The 23,784-nt window shown below is 72.3% G+C and carries 19 protein-coding genes, 1 rRNA gene and 2 pseudogenes; 4 read left to right on the top strand and 18 right to left on the bottom strand.

Annotated features, from left to right (window positions below; genetic code table 11):
- Positions 1-6 precede the first annotated feature (6 nt).
- The 6 genes from KYY02_RS26655 to pyrG all read right to left on the bottom strand — a co-directional run bounded on the left by KYY02_RS26655 (position 7) and on the right by pyrG (position 7,962).
- Positions 7-552 carry a hypothetical protein gene (locus tag KYY02_RS26655; RefSeq protein WP_371242210.1) on the bottom strand — a complete coding sequence of 182 codons (546 nt, stop codon included), beginning with the start codon at positions 550-552 and terminating at the stop codon, positions 7-9.
- Positions 537-1,538 (bottom strand): ParA family protein, encoded by a 1,002-nt coding sequence (locus tag KYY02_RS26650; protein ID WP_442538167.1) that lies wholly within the window; start codon positions 1,536-1,538, stop codon positions 537-539. The genes KYY02_RS26655 and KYY02_RS26650 overlap by 16 nt, the downstream gene beginning before the upstream one ends.
- Positions 1,539-2,084: 546 nt before the next feature.
- Positions 2,085-3,209 carry an alanine dehydrogenase gene (ald, locus tag KYY02_RS26645; RefSeq protein ID WP_371242207.1) on the bottom strand — a complete coding sequence of 375 codons (1,125 nt, stop codon included), beginning with the start codon at positions 3,207-3,209 and terminating at the stop codon, positions 2,085-2,087.
- 136 nt (positions 3,210-3,345) lie between these two features.
- Positions 3,346-5,406: a tetratricopeptide repeat protein gene (locus tag KYY02_RS26640; protein WP_371242205.1), complete on the bottom strand. Its 2,061-nt coding sequence runs from the start codon at positions 5,404-5,406 to the stop codon at positions 3,346-3,348.
- Positions 5,407-5,567: 161 nt separating this feature from the next.
- Positions 5,568-6,194 (bottom strand): NUDIX domain-containing protein, encoded by a 627-nt coding sequence (locus tag KYY02_RS26635; protein WP_371242203.1) that lies wholly within the window; start codon positions 6,192-6,194, stop codon positions 5,568-5,570.
- Positions 6,195-6,312: 118 nt separating this feature from the next.
- Entirely contained in the window at positions 6,313-7,962 is a 1,650-nt protein-coding gene (gene pyrG / locus KYY02_RS26630; RefSeq protein ID WP_371242201.1) for a CTP synthase, read from the bottom strand.
- A gap of 459 nt (positions 7,963-8,421) precedes the next feature.
- Between pyrG and KYY02_RS26625 the strand changes: the two genes are divergently transcribed.
- Both KYY02_RS26625 and KYY02_RS26620 read left to right on the top strand, forming a co-directional pair.
- Positions 8,422-10,224 (top strand): glycoside hydrolase family 15 protein, encoded by a 1,803-nt coding sequence (locus KYY02_RS26625; protein WP_371242199.1) that lies wholly within the window; start codon positions 8,422-8,424, stop codon positions 10,222-10,224.
- 85 nt (positions 10,225-10,309) lie between these two features.
- Positions 10,310-10,730: pseudogene (locus tag KYY02_RS26620) on the top strand (PucR family transcriptional regulator); the annotation flags it as partial.
- A 14-nt stretch (positions 10,731-10,744) separates the two neighbouring features.
- Here KYY02_RS26620 and KYY02_RS26615 read toward each other — a convergent pair.
- The 5 genes from KYY02_RS26615 to KYY02_RS26595 form a co-directional block, all read right to left on the bottom strand.
- Entirely contained in the window at positions 10,745-11,863 is a 1,119-nt protein-coding gene (locus KYY02_RS26615) for a glycosyltransferase family 4 protein (RefSeq protein WP_371242197.1), read from the bottom strand.
- Positions 11,864-12,057: 194 nt separating this feature from the next.
- Positions 12,058-13,776: a DNA repair protein RecN gene (gene recN / locus KYY02_RS26610; RefSeq protein WP_371242295.1), complete on the bottom strand. Its 1,719-nt coding sequence runs from the start codon at positions 13,774-13,776 to the stop codon at positions 12,058-12,060.
- A gap of 161 nt (positions 13,777-13,937) precedes the next feature.
- Entirely contained in the window at positions 13,938-14,843 is a 906-nt protein-coding gene (locus tag KYY02_RS26605; protein ID WP_371242195.1) for an NAD kinase, read from the bottom strand.
- A complete protein-coding gene (locus tag KYY02_RS26600; protein ID WP_371242193.1) occupies positions 14,840-15,655 on the bottom strand; it encodes a TlyA family RNA methyltransferase in 816 nt (271 codons plus the stop codon). The genes KYY02_RS26605 and KYY02_RS26600 overlap by 4 nt, the downstream gene beginning before the upstream one ends.
- Before the next feature lie 7 nt (positions 15,656-15,662).
- Entirely contained in the window at positions 15,663-15,995 is a 333-nt protein-coding gene (locus KYY02_RS26595) for a hypothetical protein (RefSeq protein ID WP_371242191.1), read from the bottom strand.
- A 42-nt stretch (positions 15,996-16,037) separates the two neighbouring features.
- On the opposite strand from KYY02_RS26595, the gene KYY02_RS26590 reads away from it, so the two are divergent.
- The gene (locus KYY02_RS26590) at positions 16,038-16,385 is read left to right on the top strand and encodes a sterol-binding protein (protein WP_371242189.1); all 348 of its coding nucleotides are present in this window, start codon (positions 16,038-16,040) and stop codon (positions 16,383-16,385) included.
- On the opposite strand, the gene KYY02_RS26585 is transcribed toward KYY02_RS26590, so the two are convergent.
- The 4 genes from KYY02_RS26585 to KYY02_RS26570 form a co-directional block, all read right to left on the bottom strand.
- Positions 16,369-17,250 carry an ABC transporter ATP-binding protein gene (locus tag KYY02_RS26585; protein WP_371242187.1) on the bottom strand — a complete coding sequence of 294 codons (882 nt, stop codon included), beginning with the start codon at positions 17,248-17,250 and terminating at the stop codon, positions 16,369-16,371. The two genes, KYY02_RS26590 and KYY02_RS26585, sit on opposite strands and share 17 nt — an antisense overlap.
- Entirely contained in the window at positions 17,247-18,284 is a 1,038-nt protein-coding gene (locus KYY02_RS26580) for a FecCD family ABC transporter permease (protein WP_371242185.1), read from the bottom strand. The genes KYY02_RS26585 and KYY02_RS26580 overlap by 4 nt, the downstream gene beginning before the upstream one ends.
- Positions 18,281-19,324, bottom strand: coding sequence for a FecCD family ABC transporter permease (locus KYY02_RS26575; RefSeq protein WP_371242183.1), 1,044 nt, complete (start codon positions 19,322-19,324; stop codon positions 18,281-18,283). Before KYY02_RS26575 ends, KYY02_RS26580 begins: the two co-directional genes overlap by 4 nt.
- Before the next feature lie 114 nt (positions 19,325-19,438).
- Entirely contained in the window at positions 19,439-20,467 is a 1,029-nt protein-coding gene (locus tag KYY02_RS26570) for an HAD hydrolase-like protein (protein WP_371242181.1), read from the bottom strand.
- Positions 20,468-20,539: 72 nt separating this feature from the next.
- On the opposite strand from KYY02_RS26570, the gene KYY02_RS26565 reads away from it, so the two are divergent.
- Positions 20,540-21,838, top strand: coding sequence for a DUF1015 domain-containing protein (locus KYY02_RS26565; protein ID WP_371242179.1), 1,299 nt, complete (start codon positions 20,540-20,542; stop codon positions 21,836-21,838).
- A 59-nt stretch (positions 21,839-21,897) separates the two neighbouring features.
- On the opposite strand, the gene KYY02_RS26560 is transcribed toward KYY02_RS26565, so the two are convergent.
- From KYY02_RS26560 to rrf, 3 genes and pseudogenes are all read right to left on the bottom strand, one after another.
- Positions 21,898-22,623: a tetratricopeptide repeat protein gene (locus KYY02_RS26560; protein ID WP_371242293.1), complete on the bottom strand. Its 726-nt coding sequence runs from the start codon at positions 22,621-22,623 to the stop codon at positions 21,898-21,900.
- A gap of 57 nt (positions 22,624-22,680) precedes the next feature.
- Positions 22,681-23,454: pseudogene (locus KYY02_RS26555) on the bottom strand (tetratricopeptide repeat protein); the annotation flags it as partial.
- Positions 23,455-23,585: 131 nt separating this feature from the next.
- A 5S ribosomal RNA gene (gene rrf / locus KYY02_RS26550) occupies positions 23,586-23,702 on the bottom strand.
- Positions 23,703-23,784: the final 82 nt, after the last annotated feature.

The following is a 23,784-nucleotide window of genomic DNA, read 5'->3' as shown; positions in this document are numbered from 1 at the left end:
CTACCGCTACCGTCCCCGCAGGCGTCGTACGAGGATGCTGGCGTCCCCGCGGCTCTCCAGGTCGGCGAGGACCACGGCGACCGCCTCGCGGACGATCCGGCCCCGGTCCACCGCCAGCCCGTGCTCGCCGCGCAGCACCAGACGCGCGTGTTCGAGGTCCATCAGCTCCTCGGCGGACACGTACACGGTGATCTTCTCGTCGTGCCGCTCACGGCCGCTGGGCCGCCGCGCCGCCGCCCGCCCCCGCTTGCGCTGGGCCGCGCCGTCCTGTGCCGTATGACGCCGCCCGGAGCCCGCCGCGTCGCGGCTGCGGGACTCCCCGGCCCCGTCCGGCTCCGCGTCCGCCGCGACGTGCTCCGCGCCCTCGCCGCCCTGCGCGGGCACCGACTGCGGCGCGTCCTCCACGGCGGCCGCCGCGTCGCCCTCCCCCGCGGGTGCGGGGACACGGGCGTCGCCGTTGGCCTGGCGCCTGGGGGTCGACGCCTGGAGCGCCATCCCCCCTGTCGTACGGAAGAGTTCGTCGGCCCCCGGCAGACTCACTCGGCGTGACACCGGGCGAGCACCTCCCTGGCGAGCTGGCGGTAGGCGGCGGCACCGACGGAGTTGGACGCGTAGGTGGTGATCGGCTCACCGGCGACCGTGGTCTCCGGGAACCGGACCGTGCGCCCGATGACCGTGTGGTAGACGTGGTCGTCGAACGCCTCGACCACCCGCGCGAGCACCTCACGGCTGTGCACCGTGCGCGAGTCGTACATCGTGGCGAGGATCCCGTCGAGCTCCAGGTCGGGGTTGAGCCGCTCCTGGACCTTCTCGATCGTCTCGGTCAGCAGCGCCACACCGCGCAGCGCGAAGAACTCGCACTCCAGCGGCACGATCACCTTGTGCGCGGCGGTCAGCGCGTTGACCGTGAGCAGGCCGAGCGAGGGCTGGCAGTCGATCACGATGTAGTCGTAGTCGTCCATCAGCGGCTTCAGCGCCCGCTGCAGCGTGGACTCGCGCGCGACCTCGCTCACCAGCTGCACCTCGGCAGCCGACAGGTCGATGTTGCTGGGCAGCAGGTCCATGTTGGGGACCGCGGTCTTCAGCAGCACCTCGTCGGTCGCCATGCCCCGCTCCATGAGCAGGTTGTAGACGGTGAGGTCGAGTTCCATCGGGTTGACGCCGAGACCGACCGACAGCGCGCCCTGCGGGTCGAAGTCGACGAGCAGCACCCGGCGTCCGTACTCCGCGAGCGCGGCGCCCAGGTTGATGGTCGACGTGGTCTTGCCGACGCCGCCCTTCTGGTTGCACATCGCGATGATCTTCGCGGGACCGTGCTCGGTCAGCGGACCCGGGATCGGGAAGTACGGCAGCGGGCGCCCGGTCGGGCCGACGCGCTCACGGCGCTGGCGCGCCGCGTCGGGCGCGAGCGTGGCCGCGTACTCGGGATCGGGCTCGTACTCGGCGTCGGGATCGTAGAAGTGCCCCTCGGGCAGTTCGTCGTAGTCGGCGAAATGGTTGTGGGGCGCGCCACTTCCGTCGCCGGCCATGGCGTTCACGTGATGGCCATCCATGCTCTGGTGTCCTGGTTGAGTCACCACCGAAGTCCGGTGTCCCCGGTGGGCTGCGAAGGTGCGCACAGCCACGGAGCCGACAGCAGCGGATCCCGTGGGCCCCTGGTCCGGCGCAGGCATTCCTGGTTGGCCACCCCCGGGAGTAAATGTCGACTCATTCACAAGTCGTCTTACCTCCTTGGTGACCAGGAAACTTCTAGACAGGTCAGCGTGGCACCATGCCGACGATTGGCGACTCTATGGCGTGTCGACCGTTCGCAGCAACACAATCCGCCGGACCCGACCCGATGTGTCGGCATTGAAACATCCCTCTGTCAAGGGCGTACGGCCGTCGCACGGCAGGTCTCACGAGTGTGCGAATCGGTGGAAGGGTTATGTTCCGGACGAGTTGTCCAGAAATCAGGAAGTGACCATACACACATAGGGCCGGACCTTGTGGGCAAGGTCCGGCCCGGTGCACGGCGTTGACGACACATGTTGACGTATCGCCTTTGACGGCCGCTGAATTGGTCGACTTACCGGCCCGGTGGATCAGCCGAGCAGCGAGGCGAGCCCGACGTGTTCCAGGCCGTGCGCCTCGGCGACCTCCTTGTAGACCACCTTGCCGTCATGCGTGTTGAGGCCCTTGGCGAGTGCGGGGTCGCGGCGCAGCGCGTCCGCCCAGCCGCGGTCGGCGAGTTCGACGATGTACGGCAGCGTGGCGTTGGTGAGCGCGTAGGTGGAGGTGTTGGGCACCGCACCGGGCATGTTGGCGACGCAGTAGAACACCGACTCGTGGACCCGGAAGGTCGGCTCGGCGTGCGTGGTCGGGCGGGAGTCCTCGAAGCAGCCACCCTGGTCGATCGCAATGTCGACAAGGACACTTCCCGCCTTCATCCGCGAGACCAGCTCGTTGGTGACCAGCTTCGGCGCCTTGGCGCCCGGGACCAGCACCGCGCCGATCACGAGGTCGGCCTCCAGGCAGGCCTTCTCCAGCTCGAAGGCGTTGGAGACGACGGTCTGGATCTTCGTGCCGAAGACCCTGTCGGCCTCCTTGAGCTTGTTGATGTCCTTGTCGAGCAGGGTCACGTGGAAGCCCATGCCGATGGCGATCTGCGCGGCGTTCCAGCCGGAGACGCCGCCGCCGATGACGACGGCCCGGCCGGCCAGCACACCGGGGACACCGCCGGGCAGCACACCGCGGCCGCCGTGGGCGCGCATCAGGTGGTAGGCGCCGACCTGGGTGGCCAGCCGGCCCGCGACCTCGGACATCGGGGCGAGCAGCGGCAGCGCGCGGCCGGGCAGCTCGACGGTCTCGTAGGCGATCGCGGTGGTGCCGGACTCCAGGAGGGCGTCCGTGCACTCCTTGGACGCGGCCAGGTGCAGGTAGGTGAAGAGGGTCTGGTCCTTGCGCAGGCGGTGGTACTCCTCCGCGACGGGCTCCTTGACCTTCAGCAGCAGGTCGGCGGTGGCCCAGACCTCGTCGGCGGTGTCCAGGATCCGCCCGCCGGCGGCGACGTACTCGCCGTCCGGGATCGAGGAGCCCACGCCGGCGCCGCGCTCGATGACGACCTGGTGGCCGTGGCGCACCAGTTCGTGGACGCCGGCGGGGGTGATGGCCACCCGGAACTCGTTGTTCTTGACCTCGCGGGGGATGCCGACCTTCACGTCGATCACGGTCCTTGGCTCAGAGGGTACGGGGATGTCACTACGCATACCCGGGCGCGCTTGGGCACACCGGGAGAGACCGCGGAAGATTGCGCGGCAGAGCCAGTCTAATGAAGGTGTTCCCGCTGTCTAGCCTTTCATTACTTCATCCTTCAGCGGATGGGCTACGGATTTCGCAGGTGTTAGCTCTGTGTTCCGGTTCCGAGTCCTCCTCCAGGGCCTCCTCTGCCAGCATGCGCTCGGCGGTGCCCCGGTGCAGCGCGGCCGACGCGGGGTCGCCGAGGTGCTGGAAGGAGTCGGCGAGCCGCAGGTGCAGCGCGGCCTGCAGGCGGGTGTCCTCCGCGCGGCCCGCCCACTCCACGGCCTCCTGGCAGGTGCGCAGCGACTCGTCGAGCCGCCCCGCGTACTCCTGCACCCGGGCCAGCTCGCTCAGCGCCCGCGCCTGTGCGGCCACGTCACCGTTCCTGCGGTGCCCGGCGACGGCCGCGCGCCAGTTGCGCAGTGCCTCTCCGTAGCGGCCCGCGTAGGTGTGGGCGGCGCCGATGCGGCCGTAGAGCCGGGCGGCGTCCTCGCCCTCGCCGCGGGCCAGCCGCTCGGCCAGGGCACGGCCGAACCAGTCGGCGGCCCGGTCGTAGTCCCCGAGCTCCAGATGGGCGCCGCCCACGGATTCCATCGCGCGGCCGGTCGCGTACGGGTCGTTCGCCTCACGCCCGGCGTCCAGCGCGGCCCGGTAGCGCCCCAGGGCGTCGGCGGTGCGGCCGGTGCGGGCGTCGAGGTCGCCGAGGTTCAGCAGGGCCGCCGCCCGCTCTCGGGGCAGGTTCCGGCGCTCGGCGACGTCGAGCACCAGGTCGTGGATGTCGTACAGGTCGCTCGCGGCGGCCCGGGTGCCGAAGTGCGCCACCATGGCCCGCACCAGCTGGGACATCAGGCGCCGGGCGAGGGTGTCCAGCTCTCCGTCGGCGACCGCGAGCCGCGCGGAGGCCAGCAGCGCGGGACGGCGGGCACGCAGCCAGTCGGCGGCGGCCCGCGGGCCGGGGAAGCGCAGGGAGCGCGGCATCTCGAGGAGCTTCTCGCGCGCCCGGAGGCTGTCGGTCTCGGTGATGGCCCGGCACGACTGGAGCAGCCGTACCGTCCGCTCCAGCATCCGGGCACGGGCCAGCCGGAGCTCGGCGGGCCGCTCGTGGTCCTCGGCGAGGGCGCTCAGCAGGGGGTGCAGACAGCACGGCACCTCGTACTGCGGCAGCGGCGAGCCGCCCACCGGGTGCAGCAGTCCGTGGGCGGCGAAGTCGTCCAGGGTGGTGCGGGCGGACTCCACCGAGCAGCCGGCCAGGGCGGCGGCGGTGTGCGGGTCGACCAGACCGGCCGGGGCGAGGCTGAGCAGCCGCAGTGTGCGGGCGGCCGGTGCGGGCAGCGAGGCGTGCACGAGCCCCAGGACGCGGCTGACGACGGTGTCCTGGCCGGGGTCCGTGTGCAGTTGCCCGGCGAGATCGGCGACGGCGGCCTTGGGCCGGGCGGCGAGCCAGCCCCCGGCCAGCACCAGGGCGGCCGGCTGCCCCTGGCACTGCTCGGCGAGCCGTTCGGCGGACCGGGGGTCGACCGTGACGCGCACCGATCCGGTGAACCGGGACAGCACCTCCACCGCGGACTTGGTGTCGAGGCCGCCGAGGGTGCAGGGACGGACGTCCGCGATGCCGGTCAGCGGACCCGCGGAGACGGCGACGGCCAGGCAGTCCGGGTTGTCCGGCAGCAGCGCGTCGACCTGCTCGGCGTCGGCCGCGTCGTCCAGCAGGAGCAGCACCCGGCGGTCGGCCAGCCTGGTGCGCAGCGCCTCACCGAGCTCGTCCTCGGCCGCTCCGGCGGGGGCGGGCGCCTCCAGCGCGTCGAGCAGCTCCCGCGCGGCACGCCCGACGGGCACGCGCGTGCCGTCGGGTTCGCTCAGCCGGGCGCGCAGCACGCCGTCGGGGTAGCGGTCGGCGACCTGGCGTACGAGTTCCCCGGCGAGGGCGCTGCGGCCGGAGCCGGGCCGGCCGGCGATGAGCAGCACGCGTGCGCGGGGCGCCTTGCGGCCGGAGAGGGTGTCCAGTCCCGCGCGCTCGATGTCGGCGCGCAACTCCTTCAGCTCCCTCGTACGGCCCAGGAATCGACCCTCGTCGGCGGCGTCCCGAAGGAGCCGCACACCGTCTGGGTCCACCGCCTGATCCGTCACGGGCCTCACTCCCGTCCCACCGCGCGCAAGCCCGCCGGGACTCCGGACCGGGCGTTTTCCAGAGCCTAGTTCACGCTCTGCGACGTTCCCGGTGGAGCGCGGCGGGCGTATCCCCCGATCGGATCAGCTGATGGTCATATCACCATGTATGCAGGAGGGGATCAGGCCTCGAACGGACGCGCCGGCCACGGCGCCTGAGCCGGACGCAGCGCGTCCAGGCCGTCACCGGCCCGTGCGGTGACCAGCGCGAGGACGCCCACCGCCAGGCAGTTGTTGTGCAGATCACCGGCCAGCACGCCGCGCACCAGCTCCTCGGCCGGGACCCGGGCCAGCTCCATGTCGGCCTCCTCGTGCTCGACCTCGAAGCGCGCGCCCTCGGCCTCGGACAGCCCCCGGGCCAGGAAGATCCGTACGGCCTCGTCGCAGCCGCCGGGCGTGGTGTAGACGTCGGTCAGCACCCGCCAGTCCTCCGCCTTGACGTGCGCCTCCTCGTACAGCTCGCGCTGGGCGGCGTGCAGCGGGTTCTCGCCGGGGACGTCGAGCAGGCCGGCCGGGATCTCCCACAGCTTGTGGCGCACGGGGTGGCGGTACTGGCGCAGCACCAGGACCCGGTCGGCGTCGTCGAGGGCGAGGACGGCCACGGACCCCGGGTGGACCTGGTAGTCGCGGTGGACCACGGTCCCGTCGGGCATGACCACATCATCGGTGCGGACGGAGGTCTTGTTGCCCGTGAACGGGGTCCGGGTCCCACGGATCTCCCACTCCTCCGGAGTGTCCTTGATCGTCATGGCTGTCCTTTCCGGCGTACGGCGGTCGTGCGCGTGCCGTGCGTGAGCATGTGCGAAAAAGTGGCCGGGGCGCACACCTGTGAAGGTTCGCGCCCCGGCCACCGTACAACCGGGTGTGCTACTTCGAGATCTTCCGCTCGACCGAGGCCTTCACCAGGCCCGCGAAGAGCGGGTGCGGACGGGTCGGACGCGAGCGCAGCTCCGGGTGCGCCTGGGTCGCGACCAGGTACGGGTGGACCTCGCGCGGGTACTCGACGTACTCGACGAGCTTGCCGTCCGGGGAGGTGCCGGAGAAGACGATGCCCGCCTTCTTCTCCAGCTCCGCGCGGTAGGAGTTGTTCACCTCGTAACGGTGCCGGTGACGCTCCTCCACGTACTCCTTGCCGTCGTACACCTCGCGCACGATCGAGCCCTCGGCCAGCTTCGCCGGGTACATGCCGAGCCGCATGGTGCCGCCCATGTCGCCCTCACCGGCGACGATGTCCAGCTGCTCGGCCATGGTGGAGATCACCGGGTGGGCGGTGCCCGGGTCGAACTCGGTGGAGTTGGCGTCCGAGATGTCCGCGAGGCTGCGCGCGGCCTCGATCACGATGCACTGCAGGCCCAGGCACAGACCCAGCAGCGGGATCCGGTTCTCGCGGGCGTACTTGATCGCGCCGACCTTGCCGAGCACACCGCGGTCGCCGAAGCCGCCCGGGATGCAGATGCCGTCGACGTCACCGAGCTGCGCCTGGGCGCCGGCCGGGGTCTTGCAGTCGTCGGAGGTGACCCACTTGATCTTCACGCGGGCCCTGTTGGCGAAACCGCCCGCGCGCAGCGCCTCGGTGACCGAGAGGTAGGCGTCGGGCAGGTCGATGTACTTGCCGACCAGGGCGAGGGTGATCTCGTGGTCGGGGTTGTGGACGCGGTCGAGCAGGTCGTCCCAGGTCGTCCAGTCCACGTCCCGGAACGGCAGGTCCAGCTTGCGCACCACGTAGGCGTCCAGGCCCTCGGAGTGCACGACCTTCGGGATGTCGTAGATCGAGCGGGCGTCGGGGCAGGCGACCACGGCGGCCTCGTCGACGTCGCACATCAGCGAGATCTTCCGCTTGATCGCGGTCGGCACCTCGCGGTCGCAGCGCAGCACGATCGCGTCCGGCTGGATGCCGATGTTGCGCAGCGCCGCGACCGAGTGCTGGGTCGGCTTCGTCTTCAGCTCACCCGAGGGGCCGATGTACGGCAGGAGCGAGATGTGCACCACGAACACGTTGTCGCGGCCGACCTCGTGCCGGACCTGGCGGACGGTCTCCAGGAACGGCAGCGACTCGATGTCGCCGACCGTGCCGCCGACCTCCGTGATCACCACGTCGACCTCGTCGGTCGCCATGCGGCGGATGCGGTGCTTGATCTCGTTGGTGATGTGCGGGATGACCTGGACGGTGTCGCCCAGGTACTCGCCGCGCCGCTCCTTGGCGATCACCGTCGAGTACACCTGGCCGGTGGTGACGTTGGCGGAGCCGTCGAGGTCGCGGTCGAGGAACCGCTCGTAGTGGCCGATGTCCAGGTCGGTCTCGGCGCCGTCGTTGGTGACGAACACCTCACCGTGCTGGAAGGGGTTCATCGTCCCCGGGTCGACGTTGAGGTACGGGTCGAGCTTCTGCATCACGACGCGCAGACCCCGGGCCTTGAGCAGCATGCCCAGGCTGGAGGCGGTGAGCCCCTTGCCGAGCGAGGAGGCGACACCCCCGGTGACGAAGATGTGCTTGGTCGTCGAGGATTTGGGTGGCATGGCCAAGAGGGGGCTCCCGTGGTCGCGGCTTGTGGGTGCGGTTCCGGGGCTTTCTGGCCCACCGGTCCACGGGCTACCAGCGTAACAGCGCCTCGGGGCGACGGCTCCCGAACACGCTCCGCACGCGTGCCGTCACTGAAGATTACCGCACACGGGCCCCCACCCCCTGGTCACTCCTTCGGCGGACCCGGGTTGTCCCGAGCGGCACACAGATCATCTACGTGCGTCGTATCCTGCTCGGACACTTGCTGCCGAGCCCGGCCGGCCGAACGGCGCCACCCCCGCCCGTGACTTCCGGAACAACGTGAGCTCGTCAGTTCGTTGAGCAGAGATCGACGCTTTGCCCCCATGGCCGAGCGACTGTTGTGCCTCACGGCTCAACGACGTATTTCAAGACCCCTTGACCGCACTAGCGACAGCCCCTTACGGGGTAACGTGGCCGTTCGACTGGAGTTGCACGTGGCCGGGCGCATCGAAGACTACGCACTCATCGGAGACATGCAGACCGCCGCGCTGGTCTGCCGGGACGGCACGGTGGACTGGCTGTGCCTGCCCCGTTTCGACTCCCACGCCATCTTCGCCGGCCTGCTGGGCACCGAGGAACACGGCTTCTGGCGGCTGGGCCCCGCACACGCCGGGGACGCCGAGCCACCCACGGCGACCCGGCGCGGCTACCGCGGCGACTCGCTGATCCTGGAGTCGGAGTGGGACACCCCGCGCGGCACGGTCCGGGTGACGGACTTCATGCCCCCGCGCGACGGCGCCCCCCAGCTGGTCCGGATCGTCGAGGGCCTCTCCGGCCGGGTGCCCATGCGTTCGGCGCTCCGGATGCGTTTCTCGTACGGCAGGGTGGTCCCGTGGGTGCACAAGCACGAGGGACGCACGGTCGCCGTCGCGGGCCCGGACTCCGTGTGGTTCGACACCTCCGTGCAGACCTACGGCGAGTCGCTGACCACCTACGCGGACTTCACCGTCGCACCGGGGGAGCGGATCGCGTTCACCCTCTCCTGGGAGCCCTCGCACAAGCAGCCGCCGCCGCTGCCGGAACCGGAGCAGGCGCTGGAGGCGACCGAGGAGTTCTGGCGCGGGTGGGTGGAGCACTGTACGTACCACGGCCCCTACCGGGAGGCCGTGATCCGCTCCCTGATCACGCTCAAGGCGCTGACGTACGCCCCGACCGGCGGCATCGTGGCCGCGCCCACCACCTCCCTGCCGGAGGACATCGGCGGCGTCCGCAACTGGGACTACCGCTACACCTGGCTGCGGGACGCGGCGATCACCCTGTCCTCGCTGCTGCGCACCGGCTACCGCGAGGAGGCCCGCGCCTGGCGCGAGTGGCTGCTGCGCGCGGTGGCGGGCGACCCGGAGAACCTGCAGATCATGTACGGCATCGCCGGTGAGCGCGAGCTCGGCGAGGCGGAGCTGGACTGGCTGCCCGGCTACGAGAACTCCGCCCCGGTCCGGGTGGGCAACGGCGCGGCGCACCAGCTCCAGCTGGACGTGTACGGCGAGGTCACCGAGGCCCTGCACCTGGCCCACATGACCGGTCTGGCCCGCAACGACTACGCCTCGCTGCTCCAGCTGAAGCTGATCCGCTACCTGGAGAAGCACTGGCAGGAGCCGGACGAGGGCATCTGGGAGGTGCGCGGCCCGCGCCGCCACTTCGTGCACTCCAAGGTGATGGCCTGGGTCGCCGTCGACCGCACCATCAAGCTGATCGAGTCCGGCGACGCCCACGGCCCGCTGGAGGAGTGGAAGCAGCTGCGCGACGACATCCACCGGGACGTGTGCGAGAAGGGCTACGACAGGCAGCGCAACACCTTCACGCAGTCCTACGGCTCCAAGGAGCTGGACGCCTCCCTGCTGCTGATCCCGCAGGTGGGTTTCCTGCCGCCGGACGACAAGCGGGTGATCGGTACCGTCGAGGCGATCCAGCGCGAGCTGTCCACGTCCGACGGGTTCATCCTGCGCTATCCGACGGAGGGCAAGGACGAGGGCGTCGACGGCCTGCCGGGCGACGAGGGCGCGTTCCTCGCCTGCTCGTTCTGGATGGCGGACGACCTGGCGATGATCGGCCGGGTGGACGAGGCGCGGAAGCTCTTCGAGAAGCTGCTCTCCCTGCGCAACGACCTCGGCCTGCTGGCGGAGGAGTGGGACCCGCACCTGAAGCGCCAGGTCGGCAACTTCCCGCAGGCCTTCAGCCACGTCCCCCTCATCGACACGGCCCTGCGGCTGACCGCCTCGGGGGCGTACGGCGGCTGAGGCCCGCCAGCCCGGCGCGAGCGCCCTCAGGGTGCGCTCGCCGCCGGGTTCGCCCGCCGTGGCGGGGGCCGGGGCGATCCCGTCCGGGCCGGCCGGCGGCTGGGCGGCGGCGTCCACGGGCCTGCGGCATGCGGCATGCGGCGGAGACGGCGACGGCGGCGCAGGGGTTGCCGGACCGCCCCTGGCACGACGCCCGGCGGCTGGACATCGACCTGCTGCTGTGGCGGTCGCGCGACCATCCGGACCTGGCCGACTTCGTGGACCGCGCGATCGGTCCGGTGCTGGACCACGACCGCCGCTCCAAGCCGCCCCTGCTGCCCACCCTGGAGAGTTATCTGGCGCACGCCGGACGCAAGGCGGAGACGGCCCGCGAACTCCACCTGAACCGGCAGACGCTCTACAACAGGCTGGCCCGCATCGGCGAGTTGCTGGCCACCGACCTCGACGACCCGCACACGGTCCTGACCCCGGGTCTGGCCCTGCGGGCGCGACGGCACGTGCCCTGACCGGGGCCTCCGGTTCAGAGCGGCCGGGGCTGGGTCAACTCGTCGTACACGCTCAGCACCTGGGCGACCGTCTCGTCCTCGGTCGGCCAGGTGGCGGCCTGTCGCACGCCCCGCTCCCTGAGCGCTTCCCGGCGCTCCGGATCGCCCAGCAGCCGCACGACGGCGTCCGCGAACGCCCGCGCGTCGCCGTACGGGACGAGTTCGGCGGCGTCGCCGACGAGTTCGGGGGTACCGCCGACGGCGGTCGCGACGAGCGGAACGCGCGCGTGGAGGGCCTCCTGGGCGAGCGGCGAGCGCGACTCCCACCGGCTCGGCAGCAGCGCGATGTCGGCGGCGGCCAGCAGATCCGTGATGTCGTCGCGCCGCCCGATGAGCCGGACCGGCAGCCCCTCGTCCTCGATCCTGCGCCGCAGTTCGCCGCGCAGCGGCCCCTCCCCGGCGAGCACCACCAGCGGCACGGGGTCGAGGCACCGCCACGCGTGCACGGCGTCCAGCAGGACGTCGTAGCCCCGGTGCCGTTCGAGGGAGCCGACGGCGATGAGCAACGGGCGTTCGACGGCGCCGAGTTCGGCCCGGACCTTGGGCCGCAGCCGGTCTGGGTCGTCCGGCGCCGGGGAGGTGCGGGCCCCGGGGAGGGACGCCGCGGCCAGTCGGGCGTCCCGCGCGCCCGTGCGGCGCGCCCGGTCGACGAGGACGGAGGTCGTCCCGAGCACCACGGTGGCCGCCTTGACGACCCGCCGCTCCAGCACGCGCAGGAAGTGGGCGCGCGGCCCGTCGGCGTGCGCCCGGTCGTGCCAGGTCACGATCAGCGGGGTACGCCGTCCGCTCAGGGCCAGCACGGTGCGGAGGGAGGCGTGCAGCCCGTGCGCGTGGACCAGGTCGGCGCCCGTGCAGGCGGCCCGGAGCACGGCCACCGATCCCGGGTCGCTGCTGCGCGGCACGTGCACGTGGTCGGCACCGACGCCGGTGAAGTCGTAGGTGTGATCCGCCTCGCGGGGGGCGCACACCGTGACCCGCACGCCCCTGGCGACCAGCCCCGCGGCCAGCGAGCGCACATGGGCGCTGCCGACGGCGTCGCCACCGCCCAGCACCTGCACGGTGCGCAGCGGTGAGTGGCTGCTCACGGGGATCACGTGGCCGGGCTCCTGGTTCGGTTCGTGCGGTCCCGAAGAACGTACAGAAGGATCGGGCGCGTTCCTCGCCGTACTCCGTCAAGGATGCCAGGCCACAAGGCCGTTGCGGTGACGCCGGCTTCCCGGGCCCGCAGCGGACCGTAAGTCACCCACCCGAGTGACGGAACCTCGCTCTCCCCGGTACGGTCCCGCGGCTACGCGTCCGCCCGTGCCGTCGCCAGCAGCTCCTCCGCGTGGGCGCGTGCCGTCTCGGAGTCCTCCTGGCCGGCGAGCATGCGGGAGAGCTCGCGGATGCGGTCCTCGCCCTCGAGCACCTTCACGCCGGAGCGGGTGACCGAGCCGTCGTTGGTCTTCTCCACCAGCAACTGCCGGTCGGCGAACGCGGCCACCTGGGGCAGGTGCGTGACGACCACGACCTGCGCCGTCCTCGCCAGCTTCGCGAGCCGCCGGCCGATCTCGACCGCCGCCTTGCCGCCGACACCGGCGTCGACCTCGTCGAAGAGGTACGTCGGCACCGGGTCCGTGCCCGCGAACACCACCTCCACGGCCAGCATCACGCGCGACAGCTCACCGCCCGACGCGCCCTTGGCGATGGGCCGGGGCGGCGCCCCGGGGTGCGGGGCGAGCAGCAGCTCGACCTCGTCCACGCCCGACGGCCCGTAGGCCACCGTGCGCCCGCCCACCTCGACGCCCTCCGGGTCCTCGGTCTGCCGGATGTCGAACGACACGCGCGCGTGCGGCATCGCGAGCGAGGCCAGCTCGGCGGTGACCGCCGACGCGAACCGCTCCGCCGCCTCCGTCCGCGCGTCCGTCAGCTCCTGCGCCAGGACCCCCAGCTCCGCGCGGAGCGCGTCACGCTCGGCGGTCAGCTCCCCGATCCGCTCGTCGTCGCCGTCCAGTTCGGCCAGCCGCGCGGCGCCCTGCTCGGCCCACTCCAGCACCGCCGCGATGTCCTCGCCGTACTTCCGGGTCAGCGCGGTGAGCGCGGCCCGCCGCTCCTCCACCGCCGCCAGCCGCAGCGGATCGGCGTCCAGGTCGTCGGCGTAGCCCGCCAGCTCCCCGGCCACGTCGCGCAGCAGGATGCCGACCTCCCCGATCCGGTCGGTCAGCGCGGCCAGCGCCGGATCGTGCGTCCGTACGGCTTCCAGGGCCCGCTGGGCGCCCGCGACGAGCGTCCCGGCGTCCACGCTCTCGGGGTCCTCCGGATTGCCCGCCAGCGCGGCGTGCGCGACCGCCGCGGCGGACGCCAGCGCCTCGGCGTGCCCGAGCCGCTCGGCCTCCTCCGCCAGTTCCACGTCCTCGCCCGCACGGGGCTCCACGGCGGCGATCTCCTCCAGCCCGAAGCGCAGCAGGTCGGCCTCCTGGGCCCGCTCACGCGCACGCGTGGTGATCTGCTCCAGCTCCGTGACGACGGCCCGCAGCCGCTTGTACGCCTCGCTGTACTTGCCGAGCGGCACGGCGACCGCGTACCCGGCGTAACGGTCCAGCGCCTGCCGCTGCCGGGACAGCTTCAGCAGCCCCTGCTGGTCGGTCTGCCCGTGTACGGCCACCAGGTCGTCGGCGAGTTCGGCCAGCAGCCCCACGGGCACGCTCCGCCCGCCCAGGTGGGCCCGTGACCGCCCCTCGGCGGAAACCGTCCGGCTGACCAGCAGCGTCCCTTCGTCGAGCTCGGCCCCGGCCTCCTCGGCGCGTACGACGGCCGTGGAGCTGTCGGGCACGGAGATCCGTCCCTCCACCACCGCGTTCCGCGCGCCGATCCGCACCAGGGCCGCATCCGCCCGTCCCCCCAGCAACAGGCCCAGGCTGGTGACCACCATGGTCTTGCCCGCGCCCGTCTCACCGGTGACGGCGGTGAACCCGGGCGACAACTCGACGACAGCGTCATCGATGACCCCGAGCGACCGTATCCGCATCTCCTCAAGCACGCACACGACCTTACGAGGTCGAAGCCGGGGAGTGCGACCGCCCCGCCCTTGTCACCCACGGGAGTGGATGTCCCAGGGGCTCGGGGCCGTGCCGGCGCACGACTCCGCCGCGCGGGCGCGACAGGCCACGGACCACTCCACCGGGACGGCTAATGCGGTGCGCCCCGCCACCCGGACACGGGCAGGGCGAACTTCGCCACCAGCCGGTCGGTGAACGAGGCATGGTGCAGTCTGGCCAGTCGTACCGGCACCGCCCCCCGCCGCACCTCCACCCGCGCGCCGGCCGGCAGCTCCACCGTCCGCCGCCCGTCGCACCACAGCACCCCCGGCGGGATGTGCGGCAGCACCTCCACCGCCAGCACCGAGTCCGGCGAGGTCACCAGCGGCTTGGCGAACAGCGCGTGCGCCGAGATCGGCACCATCAGCAGCGCCTCGACCTCCGGCCACACCACGGGCCCGCCCGCGGAGAACGCGTACGCGGTGGACCCGGTGGGGGTCGCGCACACGATCCCGTCGCAGCCGAAACCGGTCACCGGCCGCCCGTCGATCTCCAGGACGACCTCCAGCATCCGCTCGGCGGACACCTTCTGCACGGCCGCCTCGTTGAGCGCCCAGTCCGTGTGCACGATGTCGCCGTTGCGGTGCACCACGACGTCGACGGTCATCCGCTCCTCGACCTCGTACGCCCGGCTCACCACCCGGTCGACGACCTTGTCCAGATCGTCCCGCTCGGCCTCGGCGAGGAACCCGACCCGTCCGAGGTTGACGCCCAGCATGGGCACCCCGGAGGCGCGGGCGAACTCGGCGCCGCGCAGCAGCGTGCCGTCGCCGCCCAGCACGATCAGCAGCTCGCAGCCGTCCAGGCACTGCGGGGTGGCCTCCTTGGCGGTCTCCACGTCGTCCGGCAGCGGCAGGTCGCGGGCCTCGTCCTCCAGGACCCGTACCCCGAGACCGGAGCGCAACAGGCCCTTGACCACGAGCTCGGCGCTGCGGATGGCCGCGGGCCGCCCGGTGTGGGCCAACAGGAAAACAGTACGAGCTCGGTTCTGTGTCAACGCGGCCCCTCCGCAACAGCACGGTCAACGTCGGCCGGGTCCAGTTCCGGAGCCCCGGCCCGCAGCCACAGAAAGTACTCGACATTCCCGGAGGGGCCGGGCAGCGGACTCGCCGTCACGCCCCGCGCTCCGAGCCCCAGCTCCCAGGCCCGGTCGGCCACCCCGCGCACGGCCTCGGCGCGCAGCCGCGGGCTGCGGACGACTCCGCCGCTGCCCAGCCGCTCCTTGCCCACCTCGAACTGGGGCTTCACCATCATCACCAGGTCGGCGTCCGGTTTCACGCACCGCTTCAACGCGGGCAGCACCAGTCCGAGCGGGATGAAGGACAGATCCCCCACGACAAGGTCCACAGGCTCCCCGTCGATGACCTCGAGCGTCAACTCCCGTACGTTCGTACGGTCCCTGACCGTGACGCGTTCATCCTTCTGCAGGGTCCAGGCGAGTTGTCCGTATCCGACGTCCACGGCGACCACGTGCGCGGCCCCGGCCCGCAGCAGGACGTCGGTGAAGCCACCGGTGGAGGCGCCGGCGTCGAGCGCCCGGCGCCCTTCCACGACCAGCCCCCGCGGCACGAAGGCGTCCAGGGCGCCGGCCAGCTTGTGGCCGCCGCGCGAGACGTAGTCCGGGTCGCCGGCGTCCTCGGCGACGACGATCGCGGCGGCGGTCTCCACCTGTGTGGCGGGCTTGGTCGCGACCGTCCTGCCCACGCTGACCCGCCCGGCGGCGATGAGCTGGCTGGCGTGCTCACGCGAGCGCGCGAGCTTGCGGCGGACCAGCTCCGCGTCGAGACGGCGGCGTGCGACTCCTGCCACGTTCGGTTCAGCTCCTGTGTCCGTGTGTCGAATGGGACGGGGGGCCCGAAGGGCCTCGTCGAGGGGTTGTGGTCGGGTGACGGGAGGGACCCGGAGGTCCCGGGCGGGCGTCGAGCGCGGTGAGCGCGTCGCGCAGCCCCCGGTGTACATCCTCGTACACCTCGACGTGGCCGTCCGTGGTGAGGTGGTCGGCGTCGGCCAGCCGCTCCACGTGGGCGTCCACCTCACGGTGGCCGGTGGGGGTGCGCGGCACGCCCAGGGGCGCGGGGGCGGCGGGGTCGTCCTCGGGCGGCGGCTGCACGGTGCCCGTGCCCTCCGCCTCCGGCACTGCGTCGTTCATGCCCCGACGCTACCGCGAACGCCCGGTGTACCGTCGTCCGCGATGGCCACGATCGGGGAGTGCCGTGCCGCACTCGACAAGCTCTCGGACAGCCTGCGGGGCGCCGAGGGGGACGTCCGCGCGGCCGCGGCGCTGGACCGCTCGGTCAGCTGCCACGTCACCGACCTGGACGTGACCTTCGCCGGCCGGCTCGCGGGCGGAGGGATCGAGGTGCACGACACCTTTCCCGGCCCGCCGCGCGAGAGGGCGCGGATACGGCTCGCGATGACGGGTGACGACCTGGTGGCCCTGGTCGACGGCGAACTGCACTTCGCCAGGGCCTGGGGTTCGGGCCGGGTGCGCCTCGAAGCGGGGCTGCGGGACCTGTTCCGCCTCAGGAGGCTTCTGTAGCTCCCGCCTTCTCCGCCGCGCCCTTCGCCCGTGCCGTGCGGGCGGCCGGCACCACCAGCGGGGTGCCCGTCTCGGGATCGTCGATGACCTGGCAGCGCAGCCCGAAGACCTCCTCGACCAGACCGGCGGTGACGACGTCCTTCGGGGCGCCCTGGGCGATGACCTTCCCCCGGCGCAGGGCGATGAGGTGGGTGGCGTACCGGGCGGCGTGGTTGAGGTCGTGCAGCACGGCGACGAGGGTGCGTCCCTGCTCCTCGTGCAGGTCCGCGCACAGGTCGAGCACGTCGATCTGGTGCTGGATGTCGAGGAACGTGGTCGGCTCGTCGAGCAGCAGCAGCGGGGTCTGCTGGGCCAGCGCCATGGCGATCCACACGCGCTGCCGCTGACCGCCGGAGAGCTCGTCGACGTAGCGTTCCGCCAGCTCGGCGACGCCGGTACGGGCCATCGACTCCTGGACGACGCGCTCGTCCTCGGCGGACCACTGGCGCAGCAGGCCCTGGTGCGGGTACCGGCCACGGCCCACCAGGTCGCCGACGGTGATGCCGTCGGGCGCGATGGACGACTGGGGCAGCAGGCCGAGGGTGCGGGCGACCTTCTTGGCCGGCATCGACTGGATGACCTGCCCGTCGAGCAGGACCCGCCCCTCGCTCGGCTTGAGCATCCGCGACAGCGCCCGCAGCAGCGTCGACTTGCCGCACGCGTTGGGGCCGACGATCACGGTGAAGGAGTTGTCCGGGATCTCCACCGACAGCTGTTCGGCGATGACCCGCTGGTCGTAGGCCAGGGTGACGTTCTCGGCGGACAGTCGGTTCACGGTGCTCCTTCGATGGTTCGTCCCGCTGCCGGCGGTGTCGCCGGCTCTCATATCCGTCCCGCTCTGCGCTCGGTGACCAGCAGCCACAGCAGATAGGCACCGCCGAGCACGCCGGTGACCACGCCCACGGGCAGCTGCCCGGCGCCGAACACCCGCTGCGACGTCCAGTCGGCGGTGACCAGGAGGGCGGCGCCCATGCACAGCGAGGCGGCCAGGTTGGGGCCGGGCGAGCGGGTCAGCCGCCGGGCGAGCTGCGGTGCGGTGAGCGCGACGAAGCTGACCGGTCCGGCGGCGGCGGTCGCGGACGCGGTGAGCAGCACGGCCGCCAGCATCAGCAGCAGCCGTACGCGCTCCACGCGCACTCCGAGCGCGTACGACACGTCGTCGCCCATCTCCATCATCCGCAGGCCGCGCGAGTTGGCCAGGACCAGCGGTACGAGGACGGCGCACAGGGCGAGCAGCGGCCAGACCTGGTTCCAGTCCCGGCCGTCGAGGGATCCGGTCATCCACACGACCGCGCGGGCGGCGTCGACGATGTCGGACTTGGTGAGCAGATAGCCGTTGACCGCCGTGACGATCGCCGAGACACCGATGCCGACCAGGACCAGACGGTAGCCGTGCACGCCCCGCTTCCAGGCGAGCGCGTAGATGGCGAACCCGGTCACCAGTCCGCCGGCGAGCGCGCCGAGGGCGACCTGGTTGGCGCTCCCGGAGAACAGCACGATCACCGTGAGTGCGCCGGCCGTCGCCCCCTGTCCGAGGCCGAGCACGTCCGGACTGCCCAGCGGATTGCGGGAGACGGACTGGAACAGCGCGCCGCCGAGCCCGAGGGAGGCGCCGACGAGCAGCCCGACCAGGACCCGGGGCAGCCTGAGCTCGGTGACGATGAACTCCTGGCCGGGGTCGCCCTCGCCGACGAGGGTCCGCAGGACGTCGCCGGCGGGGATCGGGAAGTCGCCGGTGCCGATCAGCACCACGCTCGCGGTGAGCGCCGCGAGGAGGAGCAGGGCGACGACGGTGAGGGAGCGCACGTCCAGCCGGACCGAGATGCCGCCGGGGGTCCGCACCGCGCGGTTGGTCTTCACAACTGGGCCGTCCTCCGCCGTCGTACGAGAAAGATGAAGACCGGGCCGCCCAGGACCGCGGTGACGATGCCGACCTGGAGTTCGGCGGGCCGGGCCACGATCCGGCCGATCACGTCGGCGCCGAGCAGCAGCACGGGCGACAGGACCGCCGCGTACGGCAGGATCCAGCGCAGGTCGGGTCCGGTGAAGGAGCGCACGACGTGCGGCACCATCAGGCCGACGAAGACGATCGGCCCGCAGGCGGCGGTCGCGGCCCCGCACAGGACGGTCGCGGCGAGCATGGACAGCGCCCGGGTGCGGTTGAGGTTGGCGCCGAGGGCCTCGGCGGTGTCGTCGCCCATGGCCATGGCGTTGAGCGGCCGGGCGAGCGCCAGCGCCAGCAGGGAACCGGCCAGCAGGAACGGCAGCACCTGGGTGACGGTCGAGTCGGTCCCCGAGGCCAGCGAACCCACCGTCCAGAAACGCATCCTGCCGAGGGCGGCGTCGTCCAGGATCATGATGGCCTGGAGATAGCCGTACAGCGCCGCGCTGATGGCCGTACCGGCGAGCACCAGCCGCACCGGCGTCGCGCCCCGGCTGCCGCCGAGGAACCACACCAGCGCGCCGACGGCCGCCGCTCCGAAGAAGGCGAACCACACGTATCCGGACAGCGAGGTGACGCCGAAGAAGGTGATGGCGGTGACGACGGCGGCGGACGCGCCCGCGTTGAGGCCGAGCAGTCCGGGATCGGCCAGCGGGTTGCGGGTGAGCGCCTGCAGGACCGATCCCGCCAGGCCGAGCGCGGCTCCTGCGAGCACCCCGAGGACGGTTCGTGACAGCCTGTCGGCCACGACGACGTCGCCGTAGGTGCCCGAGTCCTCGAACAGGCCGTGCCAGACCTGCGCCAGGGACAGCTCCTTCGCCCCGATCGCGATGCTCGCCAGCGCGACGAGCACCAGGATCACGACGGAGACGAGCAATCCGAGGACACGTATCGCCCGGCGGTTCGGGGGCGCGGGAGCGGTCTCCGCGCGCTGTTCGGGGGGACTCTCGACCAACACGCAGTTAGGTTAGCCTACCCTGCCAACCGATCAAGCTTCCCAGGTCCGGTTCTCCAGGTGGCCCGGGAGTCCCCGGGAATCCGGAAGGCCCGAAGGCCGGGGAGACCGGACCCCTCACAGCCCCAGCCGTGCCAGCGCCTTCCCGCCGCCCAGCTCGCACACGTCGTCCCCGGCCGCCGTCCACGCCGCCGCGCACAGCGCGCGCAGCCCGTCCAGCGCGTCGCCGGTGCCCTCCAGTTCCAGCTCCCCGGCGCCGGCCGCCGCCGTCCAGCCACCGCACCGGAACCCGGCGCCCGCCCGGGTGACCTCCGGCTGACCGGTGAGCATCCCGCGCAGATCGGCGTCGACATACGTCGGCCGGTGCTGCGGCGGCGCGGCGAGCAGCCGCGCGCCGTCCGTCACTCCGGTCAGCACCAGCAGCGAGTCCACCCCGCCGTTGAACGCGCCCTCGATGTCCGTGTCCAGCCGGTCCCCCACCACCAACGGCCGCTCGGCGCCCGTCCGCAGGATCGTCTCCCGGTGCATCGGCGGCAGCGGCTTGCCCGCGACCTGCGGCTCGGCACCCGTGGCGATCCGTACGACCTCCACCGCCGCGCCGTTGCCCGGGGCGATGCCCCGTCCGCTGGGAATCGTCAGGTCGGTGTTGGACGCGAACCACGGCAACCCGCGCGCCACGGCGTACGACGCCTCCGCGAACCTCCCCCATGGCAGCTCGGGACCGCCGTACCCCTGCACGACCGCCACCGGGTCGTCGTCCGCCGACTCCACCGGCACGAGCCCGCGCTCACGCAACGCCACCCGCAGCCCCTCACCACCGATCACCAGCACCCGGGCGCCCTGCGGCACCTGCTCACCGACCAGCCGCGCGACCGCCTGCGCGGAGGTGATGACGTCGCCGGCCTCCGCCGGTATCCCCAGCTCGGTCAGATGAGCGGCCACGGTGCCCGGGGTACGCAGGGCGTTGTTGGTCACGTAGGCGAGACGCATACCGCCCTCGCGGGCCGCGGCCAGCGACTCGACCGCGTGGACGATCGCACTCCCGCCCGCGTACACCACGCCGTCGAGGTCGAGCAGCGCCGTGTCGTACGCCTCACTCAGGGCCTGCCCACTGCCTTCGGGCCTCGTCCTGACGCTCCGGCTCATTCCGCATCGCTCCTCGTTCGACGGCTTTCCCCCGATCATCCCCCATACCACCGGCACCCGTACGATGCCGGGATGAACACTGCAGGTCACTCGACGGCAAAGGCGCCCCGGGGCCTGGAACTCACCCCGTTCCGAGGCCTTCGTTACGACCCCGAACGGGTCGGCAGCCTGGCAGCCGTGACATCCCCGCCGTACGACGTCGTCGTCCGCCCCGACGGCCTGCACCACCTCCAGTCCGCCGACCCGTACAACATCGTCCGGCTGATCCTGCCCGAGGCCGACACGCCCGAGGCGCGCAACGCCCAGGCCGCCGACACCCTGCGCCGCTGGCGCGCGGAGGGGGTCCTGACCGTCGACCCGGAGCCCTGTCTGTACGTCTATGAGCAGCGCGACGGCGACGGCATGGTGCAGCGCGGCCTCATCGGCGCACTGCGCGTCTCCGACCCCGACGAGCGGCTGGTGCTGCCGCACGAGGACGTCATGCCGCACATCGTCGCCGACCGCGCGGACCTGATGCGGGCCACCTCCGCCAACCTCGAACCGCTGCTGCTCACCTACCGGGGCGACGGGGGCGGCGACTCGGCGGCCGTCACGGCCGATCTGCTCGAACGCACGGCCGAGCGGCGGCCCCTGCTGGCGACCACCACGGAGGACGGTTTCCACCACCGTCTGTGGTCCGTCACCGACCCCGTCGACCTGACCGCGATCCAGCGGGAACTCTCCGGTCACCAGGCTCTCATCGCCGACGGCCACCACCGCTGGGCGACCTACCGGCGACTCCACGCGGAGCACCCCTCCCCCGGCCCCTGGGACCACGGCCTGGTCCTCCTCGTCGACACGGCCCGCTATCCCCTGCGCGTCCGTGCCATCCACCGACTGCTGCACGACCTGCCGGTCGCGGACGCCGTCTCCGCGCTCGACGGCCTGTTCCGCGTCCGCCGCCTGGACGCACCGCAGGCCGAGGCGATGGACGCCCTCGCCGAGGCCGCCTCGGCGGGCAACGCCTTCCTCCTCGCCGGGGACGGTGCCTTCCACCTCGTCGACCGCCCGGACCCGGAGCTGCTGGCCCGCACGATCCCGGTGGACCGTCCGATAGCCTGGCGCACCCTGGACGCGACGGTTCTGCACGCCACGCTCCTGGACCACGTCTGGCGCGTCCCCGACTCCCCCGCCCACATCGCGTACATCCACGACACGGCGGCCACGATCGAGAAGGCGGAACGCGACGGCAGGACGGCCGTCCTGATGCACCCGGTGCACGAGGACGTCGTCCGCGACCTGGCCCGCCAGGGCGTCACGATGCCGCGCAAGTCGACGTCGTTCGGCCCGAAACCGGCGTCGGGCCTGGTCCTGCGCGCGCTCGACCTGTGACGAAGGGGCGGGCCCTCCTCAAAGTCCCGCCCCTTCGTCCCCGCCCTGCGCCTCGGACGTCAGTCCTTGTCGTCCGAGGCCGCCTCGGTGTCGTCGGCCTCGTCCTCGCCGAGGGCGTCCGTGAACTCCACGCCGTCCAGCTCGGCCAGCCGGTCGGAGGCGTCCGTGCTGCCGTCCCGGTCGGCCTCCACGGCCTTGGCGAACCACTCCCGCGCCTCGCCGCTCCGGCCGGCGGCGTGCAGCGCGTCGGCGTAGGCGTAGCGCAGCCGCGCGGTCCACGGCTGGACCGAGCTGGACGCCAGCTCGGAGCTCTGCAGCGTCACGATCGCCGCGTCCAGCTGGCCCATGTCACGCCGAGCGCCGGCCGCGACGAGCCGCATCTCGACCTGTCCGGCCTTGTCCAGCTTCTGCACCTCGGGCGCCCCGGCCATGTCCAGCGCCTTCTCCGGCCGACCGAGCCCACGCTCGCAGTCGGCCATGAGGGGCCACAGCTCCACGGTCCCGGTCATCCGTCGCGCGGCCCGGAACTCGGCGAGCGCCTCGGTGTACTTCTGGTTCGCGTACGCGGCGAACCCGGCGGCCTCCCGTACGGCGGCGACACGCGACGCCAGCCGCAGGGCCACCCTGGAGTAGCCGTACGCGCCCTCGGGGTCCTCGTCGATCAGCCGGGCGACCATCACCAGGTTCTTGGCGACGTCTTCCGCGAGCGTCTTGGGCAGGCTCTGCAGCTCCTGCCGTACGTCCTTGTCGATCTCCTCGCCCGTGACGTCCTCGGGGATCGGCAGCCGCTTGATCGGCTCCCGGTCGCGGTCCCGGTCCTCGCGGAACCGCCCGCCACCGTGCCGGTCGTCCCGCCCACGGAACCCACCGGGCCGCCCGCCCCGGTCGTCACGCCGAGGCCCGCGCCCACGGTCGTCCCGGTCGTCCCGGCCCCGGTAACCGCCGCGCTCGCCGCCGCGGCTGTCGTCGCGACGGAAGCCACCGCGTTCCCCGCCGCGGTTGTCGTCCCGCCCACGGTAACCACCCCGGTCGCCACCGCGGTCGTCACCTCGCCGGTCGTCACGGCGGTCGTCACGGCGGAAACCACCACGGTCGTCACGGTCGTCGCGACCACGGAAGCCACCGCGGTCGTCACCTCGCCGGTCGTCACGGCGGTCGTCACGGCGGAAACCACCACGGTCGTCACGGTCGTCGCGACCACGGAAGCCACCGCGGTCGTCACCTCGCCGGTCGTCACGACGGCCGTGACCCCGGTCGTCGTCCCGACGGAAACCACCACGGTCGTCACGGCGGTCGTCACGGCGGGAACCACCACGGTCGTCACGGTCGTCGCGACCACGGAAGCCACCGCGGTCGTCACCTCGCCGGTCGTCACGACGGCCGTGACCCCGGTCGTCGTCCCGACGGAAACCACCACGGTCGTCACGGCCACGGAAACCACCGCGTTCTCCGCCACGGTTGTCGTCCCGCCCACGGTAACCACCGCGCTCCGGCCGGCCATCAGTGCGGTCGTCACGGCGGAAGCCCCGATCGCGGTCATCGCCCCGTCCCGGGCCACCACGCTGGCCACCACGGTCGGAGCGTTCAGGACGGTCACCACTGTCCCGTCGGCGCTGGTCGCGCTCCGGTCGGTCGTCGGGAGAGTTGGTGGACATGGGTGACTCCTGTCTTCGGTACTGCAAGCATAAATAAAAAAGGACCCCTGGTCCCAGCTGAACGCTGGTGACCAGGGGTCCTTCCAAAGATTGTTCGGCGGCGTCCTACTCTCCCACAGGGTCCCCCCTGCAGTACCATCGGCGCTGTAAGGCTTAGCTTCCGGGTTCGGAATGTAACCGGGCGTTTCCCCTACGCTATGACCACCGAAACCCTAATGGTTTCGAGCGAACAAGCACACTTTTCTATTGTCTGTTCTGCTCAAAGCCGACAACGGTCGTTGTCTCAGAACT

The sequence above is a fragment of the Streptomyces pimonensis genome (assembly GCF_041380215.1).
Classification (GTDB): Bacteria; Actinomycetota; Actinomycetes; order Streptomycetales; family Streptomycetaceae; genus Streptomyces; species Streptomyces pimonensis.
The sequence above is the reverse complement of the archived record's forward strand: the minus strand, read 5'-3'. Positions and strand labels throughout refer to the sequence as shown.

Bases quoted from the DNA above. Each gene is read 5' to 3' on its own strand.
- pyrG (WP_371242201.1), bottom strand. From the start codon at position 7,962: ATGCCACCCAAATCCTCGACGACCAAGCACATCTTCGTCACCGGGGGT.
- KYY02_RS26585 (WP_371242187.1), bottom strand. From the start codon at position 17,250: ATGAGAGCCGGCGACACCGCCGGCAGCGGGACGAACCATCGAAGGAGC.
- recN (WP_371242295.1), bottom strand. From the start codon at position 13,776: ATGCGGATACGGTCGCTCGGGGTCATCGATGACGCTGTCGTCGAGTTG.
- KYY02_RS26635 (WP_371242203.1), bottom strand. From the start codon at position 6,194: ATGACGATCAAGGACACTCCGGAGGAGTGGGAGATCCGTGGGACCCGG.
- KYY02_RS26565 (WP_371242179.1), top strand. From the start codon at position 20,540: ATGAACACTGCAGGTCACTCGACGGCAAAGGCGCCCCGGGGCCTGGAA.
- KYY02_RS26570 (WP_371242181.1), bottom strand. From the start codon at position 20,467: ATGAGCCGGAGCGTCAGGACGAGGCCCGAAGGCAGTGGGCAGGCCCTG.
- KYY02_RS26590 (WP_371242189.1), top strand. From the start codon at position 16,038: ATGGCCACGATCGGGGAGTGCCGTGCCGCACTCGACAAGCTCTCGGAC.
- KYY02_RS26595 (WP_371242191.1), bottom strand. From the start codon at position 15,995: ATGAACGACGCAGTGCCGGAGGCGGAGGGCACGGGCACCGTGCAGCCG.